The following is a 24562-nucleotide window of genomic DNA, read 5'->3' as shown; positions in this document are numbered from 1 at the left end:
GGGAAAATTCACCGGGACCCTACAGCGCAAAAAGGCCGGTGGTTAATAAACCACCAGCCATTAGCCTTGCGGCTATGAAATTAAGTAATAATTACTTGATTTCAACAGTTGCACCAGCTTCTTCTAAAGTCGCTTTTAGCGCTTCAGCTTCAGCTTTGTCAACGCCTTCTTTAAGTGCAGCAGGAGCTGAGTCTACAAGACCCTTAGCTTCTTTAAGGCCTAGACCTGTAGCGCCACGTACTGCTTTGATAACTTGTACTTTGTTACCGCCAACAACAGTAAGAACTACGTCAAATTCAGTTTGCTCAGCAGCAGCTTCGCCGCCAGCAGCGCCACCAGCTACAACAGCAGCTGCAGCAGTAACACCAAATTTCTCTTCCATAGCTTCGATAAGCTCAACAACTTGCATTACAGACATTTCTGCAACTGCGTCTAGGATTTGCTCGTTAGTAATAGACATAACAATTCTCTTTTAAGTCAACAATTAGTTTATTTTACAATCAGTAGAAAGCAAGGCTTATGCCGCAGCTTCTTCTTTTTGATCACGTAAAGCAGCGATAGTACGTACCAGCTTGCCAGCTGAAGCTTCTTTCATGCACATCATTAGGCGTGCAATAGCTTCGTCGTAAGTTGGTAGTGTCGCTAGTACTTCAGCGTCAGTTAGTGCGCCTTCAAATGCAGCGGCTTTGATCTCGAACGTTTTATTCTCTTTCGCGAAGTCTTTAAAAAGACGCGCGCCAGCACCTGGGTGCTCGTTAGAGAATGCAATCAGAGTAGGACCAGTGAAAGTGTCTTGTAGACACTCGTAGTCTGTACCTTGAACTGCACGGCGTGCTAGAGTGTTACGCACAACTCTCACATAAACACCCGCTTCACGCGCTTGTTTACGTAGAGAAGTCATTGCGCCAACTTCAACGCCACGAGAATCAGCTACAACTGCAGAAAGTGCACCACTGGCAGCTTCGTTGACTTCAGCAACAATTGCTTTTTTGTCTTGAAGGTTTAAAGCCATTTGGATTTACTCCTGGTTGTCGTTACACCACTCACTATTATCACAACAGTGAGAGTTAATAAGGTGCAGTCCCAGAAGAAAGAAACTCGATACAATGAAACATCATACAAAAAATCTTTCTGTCAGTTCGGGCACCATCTACGTAGGACGATTAAGTTAACTCAAAAAGTTAACACCTACGGTCTTGGACGGAGACTGTTTCTAACTCAATTTATTGATTAATCAATAAAAGGAATCAACGTCAGCCCCAACCACAAATTAGGCGCAGAATTATACATCAATTCTGCGTCTAAGCAAATAATTATGCTTTTGTATCAAGACTAGCTTGATCAACAACAACACCAGCACCCATAGTGGTAGAGATGCTTACTTTCTTCAGGAAAGTACCTTTCGCTGAAGAAGGCTTTGCTTTCTTAAGTGCAACTAGAAGAGCTTCTAAGTTCTCTTGAATTTGCGCTACTTCGAAAGAAGCTTTACCAATAGTAGTGTGGATGATGCCGTTCTTGTCGTTACGGTAACGAACCTGACCAGCTTTAGCATTTTTAACTGCTTCAGCAACGTTAGGAGTTACAGTACCAACTTTAGGGTTTGGCATTAGTCCGCGTGGACCTAGGATAGTACCTAGTTGGCCTACAACGCGCATTGCATCTGGAGAAGCAACAACAACGTCAAAGTCCATTACGCCTTTCTTAACTTGCTCAGCAAGATCTTCCATACCAACGATGTCTGCGCCAGCTTCTTTAGCTGCTTCAGCGTTTGCACCTTGAGTGAACACTGCTACGCGAATGTCGCGGCCAGTACCGTGCGGAAGTACAGTTGCACCACGTACGTTCTGATCAGATTTACGAGCATCGATGCCAAGGTTTACAGCAACGTCTACAGACTCAACGAATTTAGCAGTTGCTAGTTCTTTAAGAAGAGCTACAGCTTCGTTGATTTCGTATTCTTTCGTTACTTCAACTTTTTCACGAATAGTGCGCATGCGCTTAGTTAGTTTTGCCATGATCTTAACCCTCTACCACTAGGCCCATTGAACGAGCAGTGCCCGCAATAGAACGCTTCATCGCTTCAACGTCAGCACCAGTCATATCAGCAGCTTTAACTTCTGCGATTTCTTGGATTTGAGCGTCAGTAACCGTACCCACTTTTTCAGTGTTCGGACGACCAGAACCAGACTTAACGCCAGCAGCTTTCTTAAGAAGAACAGCAGCAGGTGGAGTCTTAGTTACGAATGTGAAAGAACGATCGTTGTAAACAGTGATTACAACTGGAGTCGGTAGACCTTTCTCAACAGATTCTGTTTTTGCGTTAAACGCTTTACAGAATTCCATGATGTTCACGCCGTGTTGACCTAGAGCAGGACCAACCGGTGGACTTGGGTTCGCCATACCAGCTGCTACTTGCAGTTTGATATAAGCTTCAACTTTCTTAGCCATGATATTTCCTAATTTTGGGTTCAAACGCCAGCTTTTAAGCAAGCTCCCCGTTTTTCAAAAAAACTTTCTACAGTAATACCTGTAAAAAGGCGCGAAATTATAAGCATAATCCGCGCCATTAACAAGCATTAAAAAGGTGTTTTTTTAATCAAGTTTTTCAACTTGACCAAATTCAAGCTCAACTGGTGTTGCACGACCAAAGATCGATACAGACACTTTAATGCGGCTCTTCTCGTAATCTACTTCTTCAACAGTACCGTTGAAGTCAGCAAATGGACCATCATTAACACGAACCACTTCGCCCGCTTCGAACATAGTCTTAGGACGCGGAGCTTCGCTCGCTTTCTCAAGACGGTTCAAAATAGCATCAGCTTCTTTGTCAGTGATCGGTGCCGGACGGTCAGAGGTACCACCAATGAAGCCCATTACACGAGGAATACTGCGCACTAAGTGCCAAGATTCATCGTTCATCAACATTTGCACTAACACATAACCAGGGAAAAATTTGCGTTCGCTTTTACGACGCTGGCCAGCACGCATTTCTACAACTTCTTCTGTAGGAACCAGTACTTCACCAAACAACTCTTCCATGTTGTGCATTTTAATATGTTCGCGTAACGATTGAGCTACACGGCCTTCATAGCCTGAAAAGGCTTGAACAACATACCAACGTTTTTTTGGAGCTTCACTCATGAATTAAAACCCTCAGATTCCAGTTGCAAAGGCAACAAGACGAACCATAATGCCGTCAATGCCCCAAAGTACTAGAGCCATTACAATACATACTGCTAATACGATCAATGCTGTTTGCATGGTTTCCTGGCGTGTAGGCCACACCACTTTGCGTACTTCCATACGGGATTCGCGTGCAAACACGATCGCTGCTTTACCTTTAGTCGTTGTCGCAGATACACCAAGTGCAGCAGCGATTAATACAACGACGCCTGCAGCACGAATGACTACAGACATTTCACCATACAGGTAATTACCCACAACAGCTGCGGCTAGCAAAACAAAAGTGAGGATCCACTTCATCATGTCTGCGCCATTTGAGCTATCAGGAGTTTCAGCATTATTTGCTTTCATAAACCAACCTGTCATAAGTCTTAATATAGACGACAATAACCCCGCTGTTGCAGGGCGAATTCCATAACATCAACAAAATGTCACTATTGATGCATACTCTCGCGGATGAGGAAAAAACCTCAAACCAAATTCCTTATTTTACACTTCATTGTTCGTAAAACCAACGAGCATAATATTCAGTGCATAAAAAGGGCATCAAATGATGCCCTTTTTACTAGTAGTTAGTCAAATCTTAATCAAAGATTTTAGCAACAACACCAGCACCTACTGTACGGCCACCTTCGCGGATTGCGAAACGTAGACCTTCATCCATTGCGATTGGAGCRATTAGCTCTACAGTCATTTGGATGTTATCACCAGGCATTACCATTTCTACGCCTTCTGGAAGCGTGATATCGCCAGTTACGTCAGTTGTACGGAAGTAGAACTGTGGACGGTAACCTTTGAAGAATGGAGTGTGACGACCACCTTCGTCTTTAGACAGAACGTATACTTCTGACTCAAAACGAGTGTGTGGGTTGATTGAACCWGGAGCAGCTAGTACTTGGCCACGTTCAACTTCTTCACGCTTAGTACCACGTAGAAGTGCACCAACGTTCTCACCTGCACGACCTTCGTCRAGCAGCTTACGGAACATTTCAACACCAGTACAAGTAGTAGTTGTAGTCTCTTTGATACCTACGATTTCTACTTCGTTACCTACGTTTAGGATACCGCGCTCGATACGACCAGTTACAACAGTACCACGACCTTGAATTGAGAATACATCTTCAATTGGTAGTAGGAACGGTTGRTCTACTGCACGCTCTGGAAGTGGAATGTAAGAATCTAGTGCTTCTGCAAGCTCAACGATCTTGTCTTCCCACTGCTTTTCGCCGTTTAGTGCACCAAGAGCTGAACCTTGGATTACTGGAAGATCATCTCCTGGGTATTCGTACTCAGAAAGAAGTTCACGAACTTCCATCTCAACTAGCTCWAGAAGCTCTTCATCATCTACCATGTCACATTTGTTCATGAATACGATGATGTAAGGGATACCAACTTGACGACCAAGTAGGATGTGCTCACGAGTTTGAGGCATAGGGCCATCTGTTGCAGCAACAACTAGRATACCACCATCCATTTGTGCAGCACCAGTGATCATGTTTTTAACGTAATCCGCGTGTCCTGGGCAATCTACGTGTGCGTAGTGACGCTCTGGAGTATCGTACTCAACGTGTGAAGTTGCGATTGTGATACCGCGCTCACGCTCTTCTGGAGCATTATCGATTGATGCGAAGTCTTTCGCTTCACCGCCGTATACTTTTGACAAAGTAGTACAGATAGCAGCAGTTAGAGTTGTTTTACCGTGGTCAACGTGGCCGATAGTACCAACGTTTACGTGCGGTTTCGTACGTTCAAATTTTTCTTTAGACACGATCGTGTTCCTTCCTAGTTATGATTCGACCTGATCCTTATTGATCAGGAAGATCCAGAATTTGCTATTTTATGCGTCAACGTGCGTCAGCGCAATATTTGGGCGCATTGTTCTTCCAAAAAAGAAGAAAAATTTACCCTATTTTTTAAACACGCTCTGCAATGATTGCTTTTGCAACATTGTTTGGCACTTCAGCGTACTCACTAAACTCCATAGAGTAAGAAGCACGACCTTGTGTCGCAGAACGTAAATCAGTTGCGTAACCGAACATGACAGACAACGGAACTTGTGCACGAATTATCTTCAGGCCAGCAGTCCCCTCGTCCATTCCTTCGATGATGCCGCGGCGGCGGTTAATATCGCCAACAACGTCACCCATCCAATCCTCTGGAGTAGTTACTTCAACTTTCATCATAGGCTCAAGCAAAACTGGTTGCGCTTCAAGCGCTGCCGTTTTGAAAGCCATAGAGGCAGCGATTAAAAACGCTGTCTCACTTGAATCTGATTCATGGTAAGAGCCATCATATAGTGTAGCTTTGATATCCAGAATTGGATAACCCGCAACAACACCACTATTCATCTGCTCTGCAGCGCCTTTGGCGACTGAATCGATAAACTCTTTTGGTACCGTACCATTTTCAATTTCATCCACGAAGACAAAACCTTCGCCAACTTCTGATGGTTCGAGCTTCAGCCAAACATGACCATATTGCCCTTTACCACCCGATTCACGGATAAACTTACCTTCAGCTTTCGCTGTGCCACGAATAGTTTCGCGGTAAGCAACTTGTGGATTACCAACGTTACAGTTAACGCTAAATTCACGTTGCATGCGGTCAACAATAATATCTAAATGCAGTTCACCCATACCAGAAATCAATGTCTGGCCTGTCTCGTTATCCGTTTCAACACGGAACGATGGATCTTCTGCAGCTAGTTTACCTAACGCAATAGTCATTTTATCTTGATCAGCTTGAGAGCGAGGTTCTACAACAATCTGAATCACTGGATCTGGGAATTCCATGCGCTCAAGAATGATCTTATGATTCTGATCACACAGGGTTTCACCTGTTGTCACATCTTTAAGGCCAATAATAGCTGCGATATCACCCGCTCGCACTTCTTTCACTTCTTCACGCTTGTTTGAGTGCATTTGAACAATGCGTCCCAAACGTTCACGTTGCTGCTTAACTGAATTGTAAGCCGTTTTGCCACTTTCAACCACACCGGAATATACACGGATAAACGTTAAAGTGCCGACAAAAGGGTCTGTCGCAATTTTGAAAGCTAATGCAGAAAACGGTTCGTTGTCATCAGCATGACGCTCCACTTCATTCTCTTTCTCATCAATGCCCTGAATTGCAGGAACATCCGCTGGAGAAGGAAGGAAATCAACGACTGCATCAAGAACAGCTTGTACGCCTTTATTTTTAAACGCACTACCACACGTCGCCAGTACAATTTCATTACTAAGAGTACGCGAGCGAAGACCTTGTTTGATCTCAGCTTCAGTAAGCTCACCTTCTTCAAGGTACTTATCCATTAGTTCTTCAGATGCTTCAGCAGCAGCTTCAACAAGTTCTGTACGGTACTCTTCAGCCACTTCTTGCATGTCAGCTGGAATGTCTTCGTATTTAAACGTCATGCCTTGATCGGCTTCATTCCAGTTGATTGCTTTCATCTTAATCAGGTCAACAACACCTTTAAACTCTTCCTCAGCACCGATATTCAGCTGAATTGGAATTGGCGTAGCACCTAGACGATCTTTAATTTGATCAACAACACGTAAGAAATCAGCGCCTGTACGGTCCATTTTGTTAACGAAAACCATACGAGGAACACTGTATTTATCAGCTTGACGCCATACAGTTTCAGATTGAGGTTCTACACCAGATGAGCCACAGAAAACAACAACCGCACCATCAAGTACGCGCAGAGAGCGTTCTACTTCGATAGTGAAATCTACGTGTCCTGGAGTGTCGATGATGTTGATGCGATGATCTTGATACTGTGCTTCCATACCACGCCAGAAGGTTGTAGTAGCAGCAGATGTGATAGTAATACCACGTTCTTGCTCCTGCTCCATCCAGTCCATGGTTGCAGCACCATCGTGAACTTCACCGATTTTATGAGAAAGGCCAGTATAGAACAGAATACGTTCACTTGTGGTTGTTTTACCTGCATCTACGTGAGCTACGATACCGATGTTACGGTAGCGCTCAATAGGAGTTTTACGAGCCACGGTGTATCCTCTTTGTAGGAATTATTGATGTTTCAAAAAGAGATTTTGAAATATAAATAAACCCTAAAGTCTTATAGGTAGGAAGTAGAAAGTGCTGCGAGAGAAACTCGCAGCACTAAAAAGGTATTACCAGCGGTAATGAGCGAATGCTTTGTTAGCATCAGCCATACGGTGAACGTCTTCACGTTTCTTAACCGAAGTACCTTTGTTCTCAGACGCGTCTAGCATTTCAGCAGCTAGGCGTTGAGCCATAGATTTTTCACCACGCTTACGCGCAGCTTCAACTACCCAACGCATAGCAAGAGCGTTACGGCGAACCGGACGAACTTCTACAGGTACTTGGTAAGTTGAACCACCCACACGGCGAGATTTAACTTCTACCGATGGACGAACATTTTCAAGAGCTTCTTCAAATACAGCTAAGTGATCTTTACCAGATTTCTCAGCCATAACTTCTAGTGCAGTGTAAACAATTTTCTCTGCAGTAGATTTTTTTCCGTCAACCATAAGGATGTTAACGAATTTTGCCAGCAGTTCAGATTTGAACTTAGGATCTGGAAGGATCTTACGCTGGCCTATAACGCGACGACGTGGCATGGATATATCTCCGTTGTCTTCTTCAGGTTATCCAAAACTTTTCAGTTTCTTCAAAAATTAAGAATTAAAATTAATTTAGTGTTTGGCCTTACTTAACGGAATCCATTAAGACTTAGGACGCTTCACACCGTACTTAGAACGACCTTTCTTACGGTCATTTACGCCAGCACAGTCTAATGCGCCGCGAACAGTGTGGTAACGTACACCCGGAAGGTCTTTAACACGACCACCACGGATTAGAACAACACTGTGCTCTTGAAGGTTGTGGCCTTCACCGCCGATGTACGAAGTCACTTCAAAGCCGTTCGTTAGACGAACACGGCAAACCTTACGAAGTGCTGAGTTAGGTTTTTTTGGTGTAGTAGTGTAAACACGAGTACATACACCACGTTTTTGTGGGCACGCTTCTAGTGCAGGCACGTTGCTTTTAACAACTTGCTTTACACGAGGTTTACGTACCAACTGGTTAATAGTTGCCATTAACTAGCTCCTGATTTACTTGAAAGTAAGCTTTGTGAAAAATCTAGCCCTAATGTAGTTCATACAATTAGGGACGCAAAATTCTATTCAGACGGGGGGGATGTGTCAAGAAATATACAGATCTTTTTTCACCAAATTGGTTAAAAAATGACTTTACAGATAACAATAGACAAGTAACGGCTCTACCAAGAGATTGATTTAGCGTGCTTTGCCGTTAAATCAACAAATTGATCCATGTCGATTACATGAATACCTTGCGCAACCGATGCTTCTACACCTCTAGCCTTAAGGTCTTCCACCAAGGCAGATATTGAACACGGCAGGCTTTTCAGTAAGATATATTGATAGTGCTTCGGATTCGAAAGATATACCGCAGACTGCGTCAATAAAAGCTCATCGGCATCAGTGGTAAACTGCGCTGCTAACATTACGTTTTCTGGTTTGGAGATAATATAAAGCATCTGTACGCCTAGAAACTAAGAAGGTGATGGCAACTCGCCATTAACGATGCAATATCACGACTTGAAACGATCTCAACATCAAAAGCCAATGGTGTATCCAGTAAGCCTCGATCTTCTAATCCCTTCTGACACGCATACACTTGTTCAATATCGTACAGATCCATCAATTTGAAGCTACTAATGTAGTCTCGGCCTAATACGTGTTCAGGCCTCTGCTCACCGACGAGTTGAGTGACGCCTTCACCAACAAAGAACACATGGATATCTTCACTATACGCCGAGGCCGCTAATAGAGCATCAAGGCCTTCTCTGCCCGAAGCAGTAGCGTGTGGAGAAGAGTGAAATACAAAACCGAGCTTTTTCAAAACTGCACTACCCTATCTTGCGTCAACATGGCTTCAGCTAAGCTGCCTAAACCGGCCTGATTAAATCCCTCAGCTAGATTTGCACTTGGCAATTGATGCTGCGTTGCTTCACTTTCGCTAACAACACCTCGCCGAAGTGCTGCCGCGACACAGGTTTCTAAAGCAACATTATGCTCTAAAGCTAGTTTCTGCCACGCATCAACTAAATTAAATTCATCGTTCGCTGGAACGGTCAAACAAGAGCCGTTAGTGACGCCATCTTGATAAAAAAAGACACTCGTTAAGATGTGTCCTTTTTTTATCAGTGCCTCTGCAAATAGAAAGGCACTGCGCGCAGCTTGAGAGCCATACACAGAGCCGTTAACGACTAAGGTATAGCTAAGAGAAGAGATCAAGACTCTTCATCCTCTGTTTTGCGTTGACGAATATATAGGTAAACAGTGTGCTTTGAGATATTAAGACGATCGGCGACTCGGTTTATTGCGTCTTTAATATCAAAAATACCTTTGTCGTACAGTTCCATCACTATTTGACGGTTCTTGGTATTATTCGATACCGACTTATCTGCATTGATCTCTTCAATCGTACGTTCGACCGTTTGGTCCACCAACTCTTCAACATCACTTGCGAAGTTTACTGAAGACTCCGCTTCATTTGCTTCTTGAGTAGGCATAAACGATTTTAGAACTTGTGAGAATGGTGCATCTAAATTCACATTAATACAAAGAAGCCCTATCACTCGATTTTCGCCATTGCGAATAGCAACAGTGATCGACTTCATCAATACCCCGCCTTTAGCACGGGTAAAATACGAACGAGAGAAGTTACGCTCAGAGCCTTCAATGTCTTTTAGCATTTTTAGTGCTAAATCAGTGATTGGGGAACCCACTTGTCTTCCGGTGTTTTCACCGTTAGCAATTTTTATCGCCGATGTATTAAGATCTTCAAGCGAGTGTAAAACGATTTCACAAAACGGGCCGATAAGACTGGCAATACCATCAACTACCGCTTCATAAGATCTTAGAATTATTTTGTCATGGTCACTGAACGGCTTTACATGGACTGATTCCATTTCAAGCAGTTCTGTCTCTAGTGGCATGTCTGTAAGTGTTTCGGTAGTAGTCACGATATTCTAGCCTTAGCGCAAAAAATCAACAAATCTAACTAAGTTTATCAGAAAATTTGAATAGAGCACCTAGCTAAGTAGCAATCTGCTGACTTAACGCAAAGAATATGGCCAAGATCGCTAAATAAAGCGAAGGACGTCTAAATATAGTCAATGATCTTTCAACTAAACTATTGCTCATTTAGACATCGCTCATAAAAAAGGGCCTGAACAAGTCAGACCCTAATCAATATTCAGCTCAATCGTTATTATTGAACTTCAACATTCGCATCGCTTTCGATTTTTAGTAGTTCAACTTCAAATACTAATGTCGAGTTAGCTGGGATTGTTGGTGTGTCTTGTGGGCCATAAGCAAGTTGTGGTGGGATAACAAACTTGAACTTAGAACCAACAGGCATTAGTTGAACGCCTTCAGTCCAGCCAGGGATAACACGGTTAAGTGGGAACACAGCTGGCTCACCACGATCGTATGAGCTATCAAACTGAGTACCGTCAATCAAAGTACCTTTATAGTGTACTTGAACCGTATCAGTATCTTTAGGTTGGTCGCCCTTAGCTTCTGTGATTACTTGGTATAGAAGGCCAGAATCTGTTTTTGTTACGCCATCTTGCTGTGCAAAATCAGCTTGGAAATCTTGACCTGCTTTTTCCGCAGCCGCTGACTTCTCTTCCGCTTGAGCTTGCATCGCTGTTGAAACACGTACATCTAATTGCTCAAGAACTTCACGAGTCTCTTCTTCGTTTAATTCAGCATTACCCGAAAATACGTGCTCAATACCTTTTAGCACAAGGTCTTTATTTAGATTGATACCAATTTCACTTGGTTTTTCAATGCTTGTGCTTAGGTAGTTTGCAAATGAAACACCGATCGCATATGCCGCTTTATCGTCATCCGTTTTAAAGTGAACAGCTTTGCCAGTTTCTGCTACTTGCTCAGCCGCGGCTGCAGTTTCAACTTTTGGCTCTTCTTCTTTTTGACAGCCAACTGCCAACAATACAGTTGCTGCAAGCAGTGACACTTTAAACATCGATTTCATTTATTTCTCCAGTTTTAGGCTAACCATTCGTCACAATCATTCAGTTATGACTGGAATGCGAGACGTTGTTGTACCAATATAGCTATATGTTTACAAATTGTCTTTACACACCAAGCGGATAATTGGACTTGATGCGAAATATTCTTCATTCAATTTTGTGTGGCTTTGTCATCCTAGCGTTAAATGGATGCTTTTTCTCTTCCAAAAATGATCAACGTTGGGAGCTAGAGCCCAAAGGCACGACAAGCTTTGCACTAAGTCGTGATGCTAGGTTTGCTCTGATCTATTCCAAAGAACATAAACTGGTTCTTTGGGATCTTGCACAAAACGAACAACTGGCTCAACTAGGCCAACAAGATGCTCAAGAAAACTCCGTTTCTCGGATTCGTATTTCCGACAACGGACGCTTTGCTATCACCGCTAGTCAAATCAACTTCGCTGTTTGGGACCTCTCTTGGACACAAGCAGAAGGCTTATGGTCCATTTCAGATGGCCTTATTCGCGATGTTGATATATCCAGTAATGGCGAGCAAGTTCTGCTGGGGCTTTCCAACGGCAAAGCCATCTACGTAAATTTAGTCACCGGACGGCGCTTAGAGTTCCTTGCACATCAAGAAAAAATTAATTCCGTTGCACTTTCCCCAAATGGCCGCTTCGCCTTATCAGGTGGCAATGACTATAAAGCGTACCTTTGGGACACTGAATCCGGTCAGATTTTACGTACATTTGAACATGAGCAACGCGTCATTCGAGTCGCACTACAACGAGACGGGTTACTTGCCTTTAGCTCTGATGGAGGCAATCAAGCGATTGTATGGGACTTAAAAACAGGAAATGAACAGGCGCAATTAAGCAGCTTTTCTCGTCAGCTCATTTTTTCAACGGCTCGATTTTCTGACGATGGATCAAAGCTCATTACCGGTACACCCTCTAGTCGAATCATGGTTTGGGATACAAATAGTGGTAAGAAGCTTGATGGATTTGAGGCTGAGCCATTAAAAGATGCTCGTCCTCCTCGTGCGGTAGTGTATGATGCCGCTTTCGATAATCAACAGCGTGTTGTCTCAGGCACATCCGCTGGTATTGCACAGGCTTGGAAATTTGATGACTGATAAATCCTACCAAGCGCTTGAAGATCGCATTAACGATTTAGAGTGCCAACTTGCTTTTCAAGAGCAGACCGTGAGTGAACTTAACGATGCACTTTCAACGCAACAACTACTGATCACTAAGATGCAAGATCAAATGAAGTATGTTGCTGGAAAGGTAAAGAATATGGACTCTTCAAACCTTGCTGACCCTTCGGAAGAGACGCCTCCACCGCATTATTAACCGCCAGCATTTTATGTAAATAGCAGATGGCAAACGATAAATTTAAGAGAAGACGTAAGCGATCACAGTACCTGCCACCACCAAGCAGCCTCCCATTCTTCTCAATTGATTATCTGGTTGTTCACTCAGCTGAGCAACCATTGCTCGCCAGCCATTTGGAGCGATGAGCGGGCCTAAACCTTCAACGATCAACACTAAACCTAACGCAACCCAAATAGAGTTCGACATTATTCTTCCTTTTCTGACCTAGTAAGTACGGGTAAAAAGAAAGGCCCCTAATTAGGAGCCTTAAATCTGTTTTCAGCAATAACACTGAAGCTTAGCTATAGTCAGCGATTATTTCGCAGCCATGCCTTTCGCATTATTCATATACTGGAAGAAGTCACTCTTAGGGTCTAACACTAAGATATCACTCTTATCACTAAATGAACGCTCGTAAGCTTGCAGCGAACGAACAAAGCCAAAGAACTCAGGGTCTTGACTAAACGCATCTGCGTAGATTTTTGCTGCTTGTGCATCCGCGTCACCACGAGTTACACGAGCTGTTCTATCTGCTTCTGCAATTACAGTTGCAACTTCAAGTTCCGCTTGAGCACGGATAACTTCCGCTTTCTCACGACCTTGAGAACGGTGTCTACGAGCTACAGATTCACGTTCTGCACGCATACGACGGTATATAGATTCGCTGATTTCGTCAGGAAGGTTGATTTTCTTCATACGGAAATCAACAATCTCAACACCTAAATCTGCCATTGCACTCTCGGCTGTTCCCGCTAGTACATTTTCCATAACCTTGTCACGTTCGCCATCAATCTCTAACGCTTCTTTGGCCGCTTCCGTGGTCACTTCTTCGCTATCAGCACTGTCAGGCAAGACATCTTTGTTACGTGGACCCGAAACGATTTGCTTTATTTCACGCGAACCGATTTCTGATCGAAGAACATCCGTCACTTTACGCTCAAGAAGTGCTTCTGCGGTCATAATATTACCACCGCCAGTACTCAGATAAAAACGTCCAAAATCAGAGATACGCCATTTAGCATAGGTATCAATTAAAACGTCTTTCTTCTCTGATGTTACAAAACGGTCCGAAACACCATCCATCGTTTGAATACGTGCATCTAATGTTTTCACGCGATCAAACAGTGGCATTTTAAAGTGAACGCCAGGTTCGTAGATACGAGATACACCATTGTCATCAAGAACACGGCCAAAACGAATCACCATGCCGCGCTCACCTTCTTGAATAACAAAAAGTGACATCAACATGAGAACAATAGTCACTGCCAATACAGGGATCATTAACTTACGCATTATTAGTATCTCCCTTGACGTGAGCCCGATGAACGGGATTGTGAATCAGACTGTGAAACATTAGCTTCTGACTCAAGTTCGATTTGATCATAAGATGACGTTGAGTTACGAGTTGCGTTAGAGCTGCCTTCTTTACCTGCCAACTTATCAATTGGTAAGTACAGTAGGTTGCCACTAGACTCAGAGTCAATCAGTACCTTCGACGTACTTGAGTAAACTTGTTCCATTGTATCTAGATACATACGGTTACGAGTTACTTCAGGTGCCGCGGTATATTCCGGTAATAGTTTCTCAAACTGAGCCACTTCACCGATTGCTGCGTTGACCGTACGCTCAGAGTAACCAAGAGCTTCTCTCTTCAAACGTTCTGCACGACCTGTTGCTTTCGGCAAAATATCATTTCGATACGCTTCTGCCTCACGCTCAAAACGCTCTTCATCTTCTCGAGCTGCGATTGCATCATCAAACGACGCTTTCACTTGCTCAGGCGGACGAGCTGACTGGAAGTTCACATCAACAATGGTCAAGCCCATATCGTAAGCATCAATGATGTCATTCAATGTTTCTTGAGTGCTTTGACGAATTTGTTGACGACCGCTGGTCAGGATACTATCCATTAACGAGTCACCAATTACCGCACGTAGAGCAGAATCGGCAGCTTGACTTAAGCTGTCATCAGCATTCGTTACTGTGTATAGGTATTTGTATGGATCAGATACTCGGTACTGAATATCCATACCAACCGTTACTACGTTCTCATCTTTCGTTAGCATCAGACCTGATGCGCGTAAAGATCTAATCGCTTGAACGTTCACGGCTTCATACGTATCAATACCTGCAGGACGCCAGTTCAAACCTGGATCCTCGATATGATTGTATTTACCTAAACGTAATACGACACCGCGCTCGGCTTCACCAATTGTGTAAAAGCCAGAAAATGCCCAAACTGCGACTGCGATTGCTGCAATGACACCTACGCCAATTGCACCGCCGCCGCCACCAAAAGAGGGACCACTTCCACCTTTCTTACCAAACTTGCCACCCAATTTTTGACTCAGTTTATTAAACACTTCGTCTAAATCTGGCGGTCCTTGATCTCGGCCACCGCGATTATCTTTATTACCCCAAGGGTCTTTATCGCGGCCGTTATTGCCGTTGTTATTACCAGGCTCATTCCACGCCATTAGAAAGCTCCATCATTGATATGACGTTATACTGTAGCAGTCCTTTAAGTAACTATAAAGTCACGTAAAACTACCTCTTCTCTTTTCTCTAACTTTGACCAATCGACTTGTTGCATTCGAATATCAATAAGCAAATCGCCTTCTTGGTCATATTCTTCTTGTTGAATACAATTCATTTGGAAGAAGGTACTACGAATTCTTCCCTGATACTCAGGGGGGATTCGCAATTGATAAGACACCATTTGACTGGCTAACCTTTCAGTTAGTGCTTCAAACAGTAGATCAATACCTAGTCCATCCATTGCAGATACCCAAACAGTACGAGGATTTCCTTCCTCGTCTCGTTCAATTCTAGGCTTCTGACCTTCTAGGTTATCAATCTTGTTCATAACGACAAGAGTTGGTACTTCGTGCGCATCAATCTCTTCTAGCACGTCATGAACGGCTTGAATGTTCTCACGAAAACGGTCATCACTGGCATCAACAACATGTAACAAAATGTCAGCTTCTTGCGTCTCTTGTAACGTGGCTTTAAATGCCGCGACAAGATCATGAGGAAGATGTCGAATAAAACCAACGGTATCCGCTAAAATAGCAGTACCAACATCTAACAGTTCAATTTTTCGTAATGTTGGATCAAGCGTAGCAAACAACTGATCCGCGGCATAAACTCCCGCCTCTGTAATACAGTTAAATAGGGTTGATTTGCCTGCATTGGTATATCCCACCAGTGAGATAGTTGGGATTTCTGCACGATTCCTTGCTCGACGGCCTTGCTCTCGCTGTTTAGCCACTTTCGCTAAACGTCGTAAGATCGTCTTAATTCTGTCACGCAATAACCGTCTGTCGGTCTCTAACTGAGTTTCACCGGGTCCACGTAATCCAATCCCACCTTTTTGTCTCTCTAGGTGTGTCCACCCTCTGATCAACCTCGTAGAGATATGACGCAATTGAGCAAGCTCGACTTGCATTTTACCTTCATGAGTTCTTGCTCGTTGAGCAAAAATATCCAGGATCAAACCTGTTCGGTCTAATACTCGACATTGACATAGGGCTTCTAGATTACGTTCTTGGGCTGGCGATAGGGCATGGTTAAAGATCACGATATCGGCACTGACCAATTGAACCGCCTGTGCAATTTCTTGAGCTTTACCCTCTCCGACATAATATTTAGGGTGTGGAGATTGACGACTACCAGTCACAACTTGCAGCGTCGACACTCCAGCAGAAGAGATAAGCATTTCACATTCGCTTAAATCTTCCCACTCACCCTCTTGCGAGAAATTAATATGAACAAGTACGGCTCGTTCACCGGATTCATAACGGTCAAACAAGCAGCCAACTCCTTGTTGTTGAACTAATTAAATACGTCAGGTTATTAATCTTCTGATTTCTCTTGTGGACGATCAGGTCGGTCACCATTGTGATGGCTTACTGCACGAGCAGGAACCACAGTAGAAATAGCATGCTTATAAACCATTTGGTTAACAGTGTTCTTCAATAGAATTACAAACTGGTCAAATGATTCGATTTGTCCCTGTAGTTTAATACCGTTCACAAGATAGATTGAAACGGGAATACGCTCACGACGGAGTGCATTCAAGAATGGGTCTTGTAAAGATTGCCCCTTAGCCATTTTATTTTCCTTATTTTGTATTTTGTTGTAATTATTTAGCTAGTGGTTTCGTGCAAAAAGTTGTGTTGCTTTGCATCTGAGCTAAACGAGTAATAAATACCCCGTCGTTACTTGTTATGTAGGCAATGCATACGTTTTTCAAGTAACGGATCCTTTACAGGGTATATTCACGCAAAAGCGATCTCATTATACACAGCTAATTTAATCAGATGCTATTGCATTTGATAACGTTTCTAGCGCGTGTTCAACGTTCTCGCTATCTAACCAAGTTAAATCATCCCAGCTGCGCAACCAGGTGATCTGACGCTTGGCCAATTGACGGGTTGCACAGACTCCACGAAATATCGCTTCATCCTTACTGCAGTTCCCATCTAAATAGTCCCACATCTGCCTGTAGCCAACGCAACGAATTGACGGTAATTCTGGGTGAAGATCTTTTCGGGCATAAAGTGCCTTCATTTCATCTTCAAATCCAGCTTCCATCATATTGTTAAAGCGCAGCTCAATACGGCGGTGGAGCTCAGCCCTTTCCTTGGGAGCTATTGCAAACTGCTTAACTCGAAATGGCAGACTTTCGCCTTTAATTTCAGTTAGCTCAGTAAGAGTTTTACCGGAAATTCGATAAACTTCCAATGCCCTAGACAATCTTTGTGGGTCATTAGGGTGAATTCTTGTTGCTGAAACAGGATCAATCTCTCGTAATTGATCATGTAATGACTGCCAACCCTCGCTCAATGCTTCACTTTCAATTTGTTTTCTAATTTCAGGATTCGCGGCAGGTAACGGTGAAAGCCCTTCAAGCAGTGCTTTGTAATACAGCATGGTTCCACCAACAAGAAGTGGGATTTTTCCATCTGCAACAATACGGTTCATTTCCGAAAGTGCATCACGACGAAAGTCCGCAGCTGAATAAGCTTCACTCGGATCTAAAATATCAATTAAACGATGGGGTGCCAGTGCCAACTCTCGTTCATCAGGCTTAGCCGTGCCAATATCCATATCTTTATAGATTAGTGCAGAGTCCACGCTTATTATTTCTACAGGAAACTTTTGTCTTAAACGAATCGCTAGATCCGTTTTTCCAGACGCTGTTGGGCCCATTAAGAATAGAGCCAAAGGTAATTTATTAGTCATTTTTTATTTAGCCAGTAACGCAGCAATTGTGACCGAAAAATCTATCGGTTGCACAAAATTAGGATCATCTAAAGGTAGTTGACCATGCCAAAGCTGTTCTAGTTCCGCAATAATTTGAATAGCTTCCGATAAAGTGTAGTCGCTTTTCACCTGAGTTATATGATTTGCTAACCAAACCACTAGTTGAGTTTCCCCCAACGGTGAGCCGGTACCCAAGTCATTTGATGCTGCGTAAGATAACAGATCTGGAATGATTTTTTGTAGGTTTTGCTGGCGCAGTGGCTGTGGAACCCCCATGATCATTAAGGCGTGCTTGTTGCGCTCTTTAATTTGAATGCCCAATTTATGAAAGAGTGGTTGAATAGCTTCGCAACTTAAACGCTGATCATCGTCAACTTTCAAAGATAGAGGAACAAGTAACGGTTGAGGTTTAAGGTTACCGTGGGCCGTATCAAGCTGACCACGGATACGAAGCCATTCCGCTTTTGCTAAAGAGACCAATACGCAGCTCTTCTTATCTCCCATCACTAGGTAATGTCCACCTGTCACACATATGGCTTTGCCAAGCGCGTCTATCGGTAATGTCTGTTCAATCGTCTTCTCTACCGACAATGATATGTTGGGATCTTTTGCTTCTATAGTCGACTCTAGGGTTTCTGTTGTCAGCAGATCAGTATATGCATGAAGCTCTCGCTTAGTCGGTGCTTGTGGCAGATCGGGTTTATATACTGAACGAGAAGAAGGGCTTTTAGAACCTACCCACTCATTAGCATGGCGAGCCGTTTCATTCACTTCACCAGAGCTAACACTAGGCACTTTATTTGGATAATCAGGAGTACGCTCTACCGCAGCAATCACTTGAGGTGATACCGTATCAACATCTTCCCCTTGTGGCTCTGCTCGATGAAATGCCGACTCTGTGATTTGTGGAGTCTCTATGTGCTTACTTTGAACAAGCGCATCACTCAACGCTTGATAGATAAAATCATGAACTAGTCTAGCTTGATGAAAACGAACTTCGTGTTTGGCAGGATGTACATTGACATCAACTTGATGGGGATCGATTTCAATAAACAGAATATAAGTAGCAAACTGATCTGGGCGTAGTGTATTTTCATAACTTTGCCTGATCGCATGATTGATTAGTTTATCTTTCATCATACGGCCATTAACATAGCAGTACTGAAGATCGTTTTGCTGCCTCGCACCTTCAGGTGTGGTTATCCACCCATGTAAATGCAAGCCTTGGTGCTCTAGCTCTATTTTGAGCATGTTTTTAACGAAACCACTTCCACAAACAGCTGCAATGCGTTTTTCTGCTTGTATCTCTGTTTTAGCCGCACGATATTGTCTAACTGATTTACCGTTGTGAGTTAGGTTGATGGTGACATCAAAACAGCTCAACGCGATGCGTTTTATGAGCTCATCAATGTGGGTAAATTCGGTCTTTTCTGTGCGAAGAAATTTGCGCCTAGCCGGAGTATTGAAGAAAAGATCCAGCACTTCTACGCTAGTGCCGATAGGGTGAGCTGTTGGCTTTAGCTTTACCTGCATATCTCGCCCTTCACTATAAGCAGACCATGCCTGCTCTTGAGTTGCGGGGCGTGAGGTCATCGTTAAACGTGAAACAGAGCTAATACTCGCCAGTGCTTCGCCACGAAATCCAAGACTAACGATCGCTTCCAGATCATCCAAAGAGTGAATTTTTGAAGTAGCATGACGACTAAGCGCTAAGCCTAATTCATCTTTATCAATGCCCTTTCCATTGTCTCGCACTCGAATGAGCTTCGAGCCACCTTTTTCAATATCGATATCGATTCGAGTAGCGCCGGAATCCAAGCTATTCTCTACCAGCTCCTTTACAACAGAAGCCGGTCGTTCAACGACTTCTCCTGCTGCAATTTGGTTAGCTAGACGAGCTGGTAAGATCTTTATTGTCATGACATGCGCTACTTATTAGGGATGATCAATACTTGGCCAATAGCCAGTTCGTCGGAGCGCAGTTTATTAGCTTGTCGAATGCTACTAACCGAAACACCATATTTACTCGCAATCTTGCCTAAGAACTCCCCTCGCTGAACTTTATGCTTGCGGATTGGAACATCTTTTAGGCTGACAGTAATTTTAAGCTTTTGCCCTAGCCTTAATGTATCCGATTTCAGGTTATTCTCTCGCTTAATCGCTGCTACCGTGACTTTATACTTACTGGCTATCTTGCCTAAATAGTCACCAGAACGAACGGTATGAGTGACCTTCTTGGTCTCAACAGTATTCGCAGCCGTCGAAACAGAGCCACTACCTGGAATTTTCAACACTTGGCCAATCGCTAGACCACTGCTTTTAAGCTTATTTTCTTTCATCAATACGCTGGTTGATGTACCAAACTTCTTCGCAATCGCCGACAAAGAGTCACCACTTTTTACTTTATAAGTTCTCGCCTTTGTCTGCGCTGTAAACGAGGTACCTTCTGGCGGGTTCGCTTTTAGGTATTTAACCACCGCTTTAGTAATTGAACGTGCAAGCTTGTCTTGATGCGATCTTTGGAAAAGTAGTTTCTCTTCAGTAGGATTCGAAATAAACCCCGTTTCAACCAAGACTGATGGGATCTGTGGAGAACGCAGTACAGCTAAGCTGGTATTAATTGGTTTCGAGTTATGCAGTTTTGCAACTTTTCCCATCTCAGACAAAATGGTTGTCGCCAGTTTATAACCCTCTTTTTGAGAATGGCTAAACTGAAGATCAAGTAGGGTTTGGTTTACGTTCCGATCATTAATACTGCTAGGAAAAGCAGCCCCACCACCACCGAGCAGCTCAGATTGTTTTTCTTTATCTTCAATCCATCGTGATATTTCAGTATTGGCACGACGTGTGTTCAAAACAAAAACCGATGCCCCACGCGGCTGAGGTGTAGTAAAGGCATCAGCATGCACAGATATTAGTAAGTGTGCATTATTTTCACTGGCGATCGCGACTCGTCTATTCAAATTAACAAAGTAATCACCAGAGCGGGTTAGCTTTGCTTTAATGCCTGGTATCGCATTTAATTGCGCCGCCATTTTCTTTGAGATACTCAACGTCGCATTCTTTTCATACTTACGAGTTGGCCCAATTGAACCCGGGTCTTCTCCGCCATGACCAGGGTCGATCACAATCAGAATTTCTTCTTGGCGCTTTATCTGAGAGGCATCTTTACTCACCGTTGGTGCCGTCGCCGTTGGCACTTTAGCAGAGGTCGAGCCATGTGGTAAGTCAATCACCAAACGATGGCCATATTGACCACCAGGAGTCGGAGCAAGCTTAAATATATTGGCTGAGACTTTACGTTTTAGCTCAAACACAAGCCTATACGTTGACTTCTCAGGCGGTGTACTCTTTCTCACCTGACTAAGCACCGGGCTATCAGTTACTTTTAAAGGAAGCTTAGTGCTGAGCGATGTCTTGTTTAAATCAACAACCAAGCGACTTGGGCTACTTAAGGTAAAATAACTAAAATCAGCCTCATTTTTTAAATCGATAACAACTCGTGTTTCATCCGGTGATGGCCAGACACGAACCCCTTCTAGAGCATTAGCCCATAGAGAGTTTGAGAAAAATAGAAAGAATGCGGTAATGGCAACCAAACCTGCTCGAAAAGCAGGAACCGATTTCATCACAGGAATAGCTCTATTTATTGAAATAGCTTGAATGCTCAACTTAACTCCAATTGATTTAGCAATGAATGTCCGTACTCATTATTAGCGGTCAGTGTAATGACGCGCTGTTCCCCTAGGTAACGCAATTCAATATCAAGGTCAGGCTGTGGGAGTAAGCCCGCCCCTTTTTCTGGCCATTCGACCAAACAAATAGCATCAGAAGTAAAGTAGTCACGTATTCCCATAAACTCCAATTCTTCGGGATCAGCCAAGCGATAGAGGTCAAAGTGGTAAACCTGCCACTTATCTAATTGATATGGTTCCACAAGTGTATACGTTGGGCTTTTTACATTCCCTTGATGGCCAAGAGCGCGCACAAAACCACGGCTAAAGGTTGTTTTTCCTGCTCCAAGGTCACCATGCAAATAAATAGTCGTTTGCTGTGTACAGTAGTTGGCGAGCAGAGTACCGACTTTAATCGTCGCCTCTTCATTGATTAAGGTAAATTGTTTTGTATTCATGACTGGCTTCTCGAACTTACTCAAACTGACTATATATAAATCAAAAGAATAGGAATAGTAAACTGGGTTAGAATTGAGAGACAAGGGCTCTTGTGTAATTAAACGCAAATAATGGCAAATAATCTCAAAATCTAGGTCATCTTATTGCTAGATCCTTGTAATAAGATCTTGTAAGATCGCGCCCCCCTATTTCACCAGGCTCTTTATCATGGCAAGTTCTCCATCTTTGGATTACCAACACCTCGCTAATCAAATCAAAGTGTGGGCGACAGAGCTAGGCTTTCAAAAGGTTGGCATTTGCGATATCGACCTTTCAGAGCACGAACCTCAACTGCAAAAGAGTATTGATGCTGGGCTTTATGGTGAAATGGACTGGATGGCACGCCACGGAATGATGCGAGCGCGTCCTGCTGAGTTACTTCCTGGAACCATTCGAGTTATCAGCGTAAGAATGGACTACCTCCCACCAGAGGCACAGTTTGCCTCAAACTTAGCAGACAAAACTCAAGCTTATATCAGCCGCTATGCACTTGGTCGTGATTATCATAAGTTAATTCGTAACCGACTAAAGAAACTTGGTCAACGAATTGAACAAGAAGCCGGTAGCTTTGGTTATCGTCCATTTGTGGATACTGCGCCAATACTAGAACGGCCATTAGCTGAGAAAGCAGGTTTAGGTTGGGCGGGTAAACACTCTTTACTACTCGATAAAGAGACTGGATCTTGGTTTTTTCTGGGCGAATTGCTGATTGACCTGCCACTTCCTGTCGATGAGCCTAGCATCAATGAGTGTGGAAAATGCAAAGCTTGTATTACCTCTTGTCCAACCCAAGCGATTATCGCTGATGGCGTTGTAGATGCACGACGATGTATCTCCTATTTGACTATAGAATTTGACGGTGTCATTCCGGAAGAATTTCGTAAGCCTATGGGAAATCGTATTTACGGTTGCGACGACTGCCAACTTGTTTGCCCATGGAATCGATTTGCTGAATTAACTGAACAAAAAGACTTTCACCGTAGAGATACTTTATCCAACGCTGATTTGGTTTCGCTCTTCTGTTGGAGTGAAGATGAGTTTTTGCAAAAAATGGAAGGCTCTGCCATTCGAAGAATTGGTCATATTCAATGGCTAAGAAATTTATCGATAGCGATGGGAAATGCGCCCTTCTCTCAAGCTATTGTTTCTGTTTTAGAGAGCAAGACTGGCCTTAATGAAATGCTTGATATACATATTAACTGGGCATTAGAGCAACAACTTAATCAAATACCATCAAGTAGTGAAAAAATTGATACTAAAAAACAAAGATTAATTCGAGTGATAGAAAAAGGTCTTCCTAGGGACGCATGAATCTTACATAAATCCATTGCTCATTTTTTGACTTAGTTCTAAAAAATCAGAATGTGGAAAAAAAACTAAACTAGACAGCGTTTCCTATAGCTAGAGAAAGTTAGCCACAAAGTCTTTAAATGACTAGGATCAAAAAACAATCACTTAATGATCTTAAGTAAATGGTTCACCATGTTCTTTTTGAGTGACCAATAACTTAAAAATCAACAGGTTATGGAGCTTACTGTATTTTATTTCCGTTAGTTAAATTGAAAAAGATCTTTTATTCTTCATCGCTTCTAGCCCGAAAAATCAGTTTACCCACCAACTTATCCACACGACTTGTTTTGTGGATAACTCTGTTGATAGACAGTACAAAGTAACACTCAACATCAATGATGACGCGGCGTTGGCTCGTCTTAAAACCAATAGGCTATTTAAGTCAGACAAGAACATCTACCGTTAGGCAGTGTTTTATTCATTGTGGGGGGTTATGCTTCGCAGCATGATAGAAAAGAGCAAAGCCTTGCGGCTATTAGTGAAAGAATCACTATGACAGTAGAAGAGCTAATATTTTATTCTTGAGTGCTTAGTAGCAAGTAACAAGAAAGTGGTTGCGGGAGCCGGATTTGAACCGACGACCTTCGGGTTATGAGCCCGACGAGCTACCAAACTGCTCCATCCCGCGTCCGGATGTATTATTTAAGATAATGAGACTTTCATCTTTCTTCGAAAAGAAACTGGAGCGATACATCGGGTTCGAACCGATGACCTCAACCTTGGCAAGGTTGCGCTCTACCAACTGAGCTAGTATCGCATTAGTTAACCGTCACTCTTTACTTCCATGAAGCAATAAATCGACGTCTAACTGTAATGTGGTTGCGGGAGCCGGATTTGAACCGACGACCTTCGGGTTATGAGCCCGACGAGCTACCAAACTGCTCCATCCCGCGTCCGGATGCATTGTTTAAGACAATGAGACTAAACCATTTTCATTCTGAGCAAACGCTCAAAGAAAGAATTTGGAGCGATACATCGGGTTCGAACCGATGACCTCAACCTTGGCAAGGTTGCGCTCTACCAACTGAGCTAGTATCGCATTAGTTAACCGTCACTCTTTACTTCCATGAAGCAATAAATCGACGTCTAACTGTAATGTGGTTGCGGGAGCCGGATTTGAACCGACGACCTTCGGGTTATGAGCCCGACGAGCTACCAAA

27 protein-coding genes and 4 tRNA genes are annotated in these 24562 nt (G+C 43.3%); 3 read left to right on the top strand and 28 right to left on the bottom strand.

Annotated elements, in window-relative coordinates:
- Positions 1-91: 91 nt before the first annotated feature.
- The 15 genes from rplL to fkpA form a co-directional block, all read right to left on the bottom strand.
- Positions 92-460, bottom strand: coding sequence for a 50S ribosomal protein L7/L12 (rplL, locus tag L4D20_RS23845; protein ID WP_428804059.1), 369 nt, complete (start codon positions 458-460; stop codon positions 92-94).
- A 57-nt stretch (positions 461-517) separates the two neighbouring features.
- Complete coding sequence (gene rplJ / locus L4D20_RS23840; protein WP_428804058.1) at positions 518-1012, bottom strand: 50S ribosomal protein L10; 495 nt, start codon at positions 1010-1012, stop codon at positions 518-520.
- Between the two features lie 301 nt (positions 1013-1313).
- The gene (gene rplA, locus L4D20_RS23835) at positions 1314-2015 is read right to left on the bottom strand and encodes a 50S ribosomal protein L1 (protein WP_428804057.1); all 702 of its coding nucleotides are present in this window, start codon (positions 2013-2015) and stop codon (positions 1314-1316) included.
- Between the two features lie 4 nt (positions 2016-2019).
- On the bottom strand, positions 2020-2448 hold the full coding sequence (rplK, locus tag L4D20_RS23830; protein ID WP_428804056.1) for a 50S ribosomal protein L11: 429 nt from the start codon (positions 2446-2448) through the stop codon (positions 2020-2022).
- Between the two features lie 144 nt (positions 2449-2592).
- Positions 2593-3141: a transcription termination/antitermination protein NusG gene (nusG, locus tag L4D20_RS23825; protein ID WP_017035408.1), complete on the bottom strand. Its 549-nt coding sequence runs from the start codon at positions 3139-3141 to the stop codon at positions 2593-2595.
- A 12-nt stretch (positions 3142-3153) separates the two neighbouring features.
- Positions 3154-3534 carry a preprotein translocase subunit SecE gene (secE, locus tag L4D20_RS23820; protein WP_428804055.1) on the bottom strand — a complete coding sequence of 127 codons (381 nt, stop codon included), beginning with the start codon at positions 3532-3534 and terminating at the stop codon, positions 3154-3156.
- A gap of 232 nt (positions 3535-3766) precedes the next feature.
- Positions 3767-4951, bottom strand: a complete 1185-nt coding sequence (tuf, locus tag L4D20_RS23815; RefSeq protein WP_428804054.1) for an elongation factor Tu — start codon at positions 4949-4951, stop codon at positions 3767-3769.
- 145 nt (positions 4952-5096) lie between these two features.
- Positions 5097-7193 (bottom strand): elongation factor G, encoded by a 2097-nt coding sequence (fusA, locus tag L4D20_RS23810; RefSeq protein ID WP_428804053.1) that lies wholly within the window; start codon positions 7191-7193, stop codon positions 5097-5099.
- A gap of 126 nt (positions 7194-7319) precedes the next feature.
- A complete protein-coding gene (gene rpsG, locus L4D20_RS23805; protein ID WP_017035801.1) occupies positions 7320-7790 on the bottom strand; it encodes a 30S ribosomal protein S7 in 471 nt (156 codons plus the stop codon).
- 105 nt (positions 7791-7895) lie between these two features.
- Positions 7896-8270: a 30S ribosomal protein S12 gene (gene rpsL, locus L4D20_RS23800; RefSeq protein WP_017035800.1), complete on the bottom strand. Its 375-nt coding sequence runs from the start codon at positions 8268-8270 to the stop codon at positions 7896-7898.
- Positions 8271-8452: 182 nt separating this feature from the next.
- The gene (tusB, locus tag L4D20_RS23795; RefSeq protein ID WP_428804052.1) at positions 8453-8731 is read right to left on the bottom strand and encodes a sulfurtransferase complex subunit TusB; all 279 of its coding nucleotides are present in this window, start codon (positions 8729-8731) and stop codon (positions 8453-8455) included.
- An 8-nt stretch (positions 8732-8739) separates the two neighbouring features.
- Positions 8740-9096, bottom strand: a complete 357-nt coding sequence (gene tusC, locus L4D20_RS23790; RefSeq protein WP_428804051.1) for a sulfurtransferase complex subunit TusC — start codon at positions 9094-9096, stop codon at positions 8740-8742.
- Positions 9093-9488, bottom strand: coding sequence for a sulfurtransferase complex subunit TusD (tusD, locus tag L4D20_RS23785; protein WP_428804074.1), 396 nt, complete (start codon positions 9486-9488; stop codon positions 9093-9095). Before tusD ends, tusC begins: the two co-directional genes overlap by 4 nt.
- Positions 9488-10222: a helix-turn-helix transcriptional regulator gene (locus L4D20_RS23780; protein ID WP_428804050.1), complete on the bottom strand. Its 735-nt coding sequence runs from the start codon at positions 10220-10222 to the stop codon at positions 9488-9490. The genes tusD and L4D20_RS23780 overlap by 1 nt, the downstream gene beginning before the upstream one ends.
- 248 nt (positions 10223-10470) lie before the next feature.
- Positions 10471-11259 carry an FKBP-type peptidyl-prolyl cis-trans isomerase gene (fkpA, locus tag L4D20_RS23775; RefSeq protein WP_428804049.1) on the bottom strand — a complete coding sequence of 263 codons (789 nt, stop codon included), beginning with the start codon at positions 11257-11259 and terminating at the stop codon, positions 10471-10473.
- A 131-nt stretch (positions 11260-11390) separates the two neighbouring features.
- Between fkpA and L4D20_RS23770 the strand changes: the two genes are divergently transcribed.
- On the top strand, positions 11391-12371 hold the full coding sequence (locus L4D20_RS23770) for a WD40 repeat domain-containing protein (RefSeq protein ID WP_428804048.1): 981 nt from the start codon (positions 11391-11393) through the stop codon (positions 12369-12371).
- Positions 12364-12591, top strand: a complete 228-nt coding sequence (locus L4D20_RS23765) for a SlyX family protein (protein WP_017035793.1) — start codon at positions 12364-12366, stop codon at positions 12589-12591. The genes L4D20_RS23770 and L4D20_RS23765 overlap by 8 nt, the downstream gene beginning before the upstream one ends.
- 42 nt (positions 12592-12633) lie before the next feature.
- On the opposite strand, the gene L4D20_RS23760 is transcribed toward L4D20_RS23765, so the two are convergent.
- The 9 genes from L4D20_RS23760 to tsaE all read right to left on the bottom strand — a co-directional run bounded on the left by L4D20_RS23760 (position 12634) and on the right by tsaE (position 22012).
- A complete protein-coding gene (locus tag L4D20_RS23760) occupies positions 12634-12819 on the bottom strand; it encodes a DUF2065 domain-containing protein (RefSeq protein ID WP_428804047.1) in 186 nt (61 codons plus the stop codon).
- A gap of 108 nt (positions 12820-12927) precedes the next feature.
- Positions 12928-13905, bottom strand: coding sequence for a protease modulator HflC (hflC, locus tag L4D20_RS23755; protein ID WP_428804046.1), 978 nt, complete (start codon positions 13903-13905; stop codon positions 12928-12930).
- A 2-nt stretch (positions 13906-13907) separates the two neighbouring features.
- Positions 13908-15089, bottom strand: a complete 1182-nt coding sequence (hflK, locus tag L4D20_RS23750) for an FtsH protease activity modulator HflK (RefSeq protein WP_428804045.1) — start codon at positions 15087-15089, stop codon at positions 13908-13910.
- 44 nt (positions 15090-15133) lie between these two features.
- Positions 15134-16423 (bottom strand): ribosome rescue GTPase HflX, encoded by a 1290-nt coding sequence (gene hflX / locus L4D20_RS23745; protein WP_428804044.1) that lies wholly within the window; start codon positions 16421-16423, stop codon positions 15134-15136.
- A 44-nt stretch (positions 16424-16467) separates the two neighbouring features.
- Positions 16468-16725 (bottom strand): RNA chaperone Hfq, encoded by a 258-nt coding sequence (gene hfq / locus L4D20_RS23740; protein WP_428804043.1) that lies wholly within the window; start codon positions 16723-16725, stop codon positions 16468-16470.
- Positions 16726-16926: 201 nt separating this feature from the next.
- The gene (gene miaA / locus L4D20_RS23735) at positions 16927-17859 is read right to left on the bottom strand and encodes a tRNA (adenosine(37)-N6)-dimethylallyltransferase MiaA (protein WP_428804042.1); all 933 of its coding nucleotides are present in this window, start codon (positions 17857-17859) and stop codon (positions 16927-16929) included.
- Between the two features lie 3 nt (positions 17860-17862).
- A complete protein-coding gene (mutL, locus tag L4D20_RS23730) occupies positions 17863-19800 on the bottom strand; it encodes a DNA mismatch repair endonuclease MutL (RefSeq protein ID WP_428804041.1) in 1938 nt (645 codons plus the stop codon).
- A gap of 8 nt (positions 19801-19808) precedes the next feature.
- On the bottom strand, positions 19809-21509 hold the full coding sequence (locus tag L4D20_RS23725) for a LysM peptidoglycan-binding domain-containing protein (protein ID WP_428804073.1): 1701 nt from the start codon (positions 21507-21509) through the stop codon (positions 19809-19811).
- A gap of 38 nt (positions 21510-21547) precedes the next feature.
- A complete protein-coding gene (gene tsaE, locus L4D20_RS23720) occupies positions 21548-22012 on the bottom strand; it encodes a tRNA (adenosine(37)-N6)-threonylcarbamoyltransferase complex ATPase subunit type 1 TsaE (RefSeq protein WP_428804040.1) in 465 nt (154 codons plus the stop codon).
- A gap of 226 nt (positions 22013-22238) precedes the next feature.
- Here tsaE and queG point away from each other — a divergent pair, with 226 nt between their 5' ends.
- On the top strand, positions 22239-23363 hold the full coding sequence (gene queG, locus L4D20_RS23715) for a tRNA epoxyqueuosine(34) reductase QueG (RefSeq protein WP_428804072.1): 1125 nt from the start codon (positions 22239-22241) through the stop codon (positions 23361-23363).
- Between the two features lie 590 nt (positions 23364-23953).
- On the opposite strand, the gene L4D20_RS23710 is transcribed toward queG, so the two are convergent.
- The 4 genes from L4D20_RS23710 to L4D20_RS23695 form a co-directional block, all read right to left on the bottom strand.
- Positions 23954-24030: transfer RNA gene (locus tag L4D20_RS23710), tRNA-Met, on the bottom strand.
- 53 nt (positions 24031-24083) lie between these two features.
- Positions 24084-24159: transfer RNA gene (locus L4D20_RS23705), tRNA-Gly, on the bottom strand.
- A gap of 59 nt (positions 24160-24218) precedes the next feature.
- Positions 24219-24295, bottom strand: a tRNA-Met gene (locus L4D20_RS23700).
- A gap of 70 nt (positions 24296-24365) precedes the next feature.
- Positions 24366-24441 (bottom strand) — tRNA-Gly (locus L4D20_RS23695).
- Positions 24442-24562 lie beyond the last annotated feature (121 nt).

Source organism: Vibrio kyushuensis (assembly GCF_050337325.1).
Lineage (GTDB): Bacteria > Pseudomonadota > Gammaproteobacteria > Enterobacterales > Vibrionaceae > Vibrio > Vibrio kyushuensis.
This window is presented reverse-complemented; position numbering and strand designations above follow the sequence as displayed.

Coding starts and splice junctions, on each gene's coding strand:
- rplL (WP_428804059.1), bottom strand. CDS start 460: ATGTCTATTACTAACGAGCAAATCCTAGACGCAGTTGCAGAAATGTCT.
- rplJ (WP_428804058.1), bottom strand. CDS start 1,012: ATGGCTTTAAACCTTCAAGACAAAAAAGCAATTGTTGCTGAAGTCAAC.
- rplA (WP_428804057.1), bottom strand. CDS start 2,015: ATGGCAAAACTAACTAAGCGCATGCGCACTATTCGTGAAAAAGTTGAA.
- rplK (WP_428804056.1), bottom strand. CDS start 2,448: ATGGCTAAGAAAGTTGAAGCTTATATCAAACTGCAAGTAGCAGCTGGT.
- nusG (WP_017035408.1), bottom strand. CDS start 3,141: ATGAGTGAAGCTCCAAAAAAACGTTGGTATGTTGTTCAAGCCTTTTCA.
- secE (WP_428804055.1), bottom strand. CDS start 3,534: ATGAAAGCAAATAATGCTGAAACTCCTGATAGCTCAAATGGCGCAGAC.
- rpsG (WP_017035801.1), bottom strand. CDS start 7,790: ATGCCACGTCGTCGCGTTATAGGCCAGCGTAAGATCCTTCCAGATCCT.
- rpsL (WP_017035800.1), bottom strand. CDS start 8,270: ATGGCAACTATTAACCAGTTGGTACGTAAACCTCGTGTAAAGCAAGTT.
- tusB (WP_428804052.1), bottom strand. CDS start 8,731: ATGCTTTATATTATCTCCAAACCAGAAAACGTAATGTTAGCAGCGCAG.
- fkpA (WP_428804049.1), bottom strand. CDS start 11,259: ATGAAATCGATGTTTAAAGTGTCACTGCTTGCAGCAACTGTATTGTTG.
- L4D20_RS23770 (WP_428804048.1), top strand. CDS start 11,391: ATGCGAAATATTCTTCATTCAATTTTGTGTGGCTTTGTCATCCTAGCG.
- L4D20_RS23765 (WP_017035793.1), top strand. CDS start 12,364: ATGACTGATAAATCCTACCAAGCGCTTGAAGATCGCATTAACGATTTA.
- L4D20_RS23760 (WP_428804047.1), bottom strand. CDS start 12,819: ATGTCGAACTCTATTTGGGTTGCGTTAGGTTTAGTGTTGATCGTTGAA.
- hflC (WP_428804046.1), bottom strand. CDS start 13,905: ATGCGTAAGTTAATGATCCCTGTATTGGCAGTGACTATTGTTCTCATG.
- hflK (WP_428804045.1), bottom strand. CDS start 15,089: ATGGCGTGGAATGAGCCTGGTAATAACAACGGCAATAACGGCCGCGAT.
- hfq (WP_428804043.1), bottom strand. CDS start 16,725: ATGGCTAAGGGGCAATCTTTACAAGACCCATTCTTGAATGCACTCCGT.
- miaA (WP_428804042.1), bottom strand. CDS start 17,859: ATGACTAATAAATTACCTTTGGCTCTATTCTTAATGGGCCCAACAGCG.
- mutL (WP_428804041.1), bottom strand. CDS start 19,800: ATGACAATAAAGATCTTACCAGCTCGTCTAGCTAACCAAATTGCAGCA.
- L4D20_RS23725 (WP_428804073.1), bottom strand. CDS start 21,509: ATGAAATCGGTTCCTGCTTTTCGAGCAGGTTTGGTTGCCATTACCGCA.
- tsaE (WP_428804040.1), bottom strand. CDS start 22,012: ATGAATACAAAACAATTTACCTTAATCAATGAAGAGGCGACGATTAAA.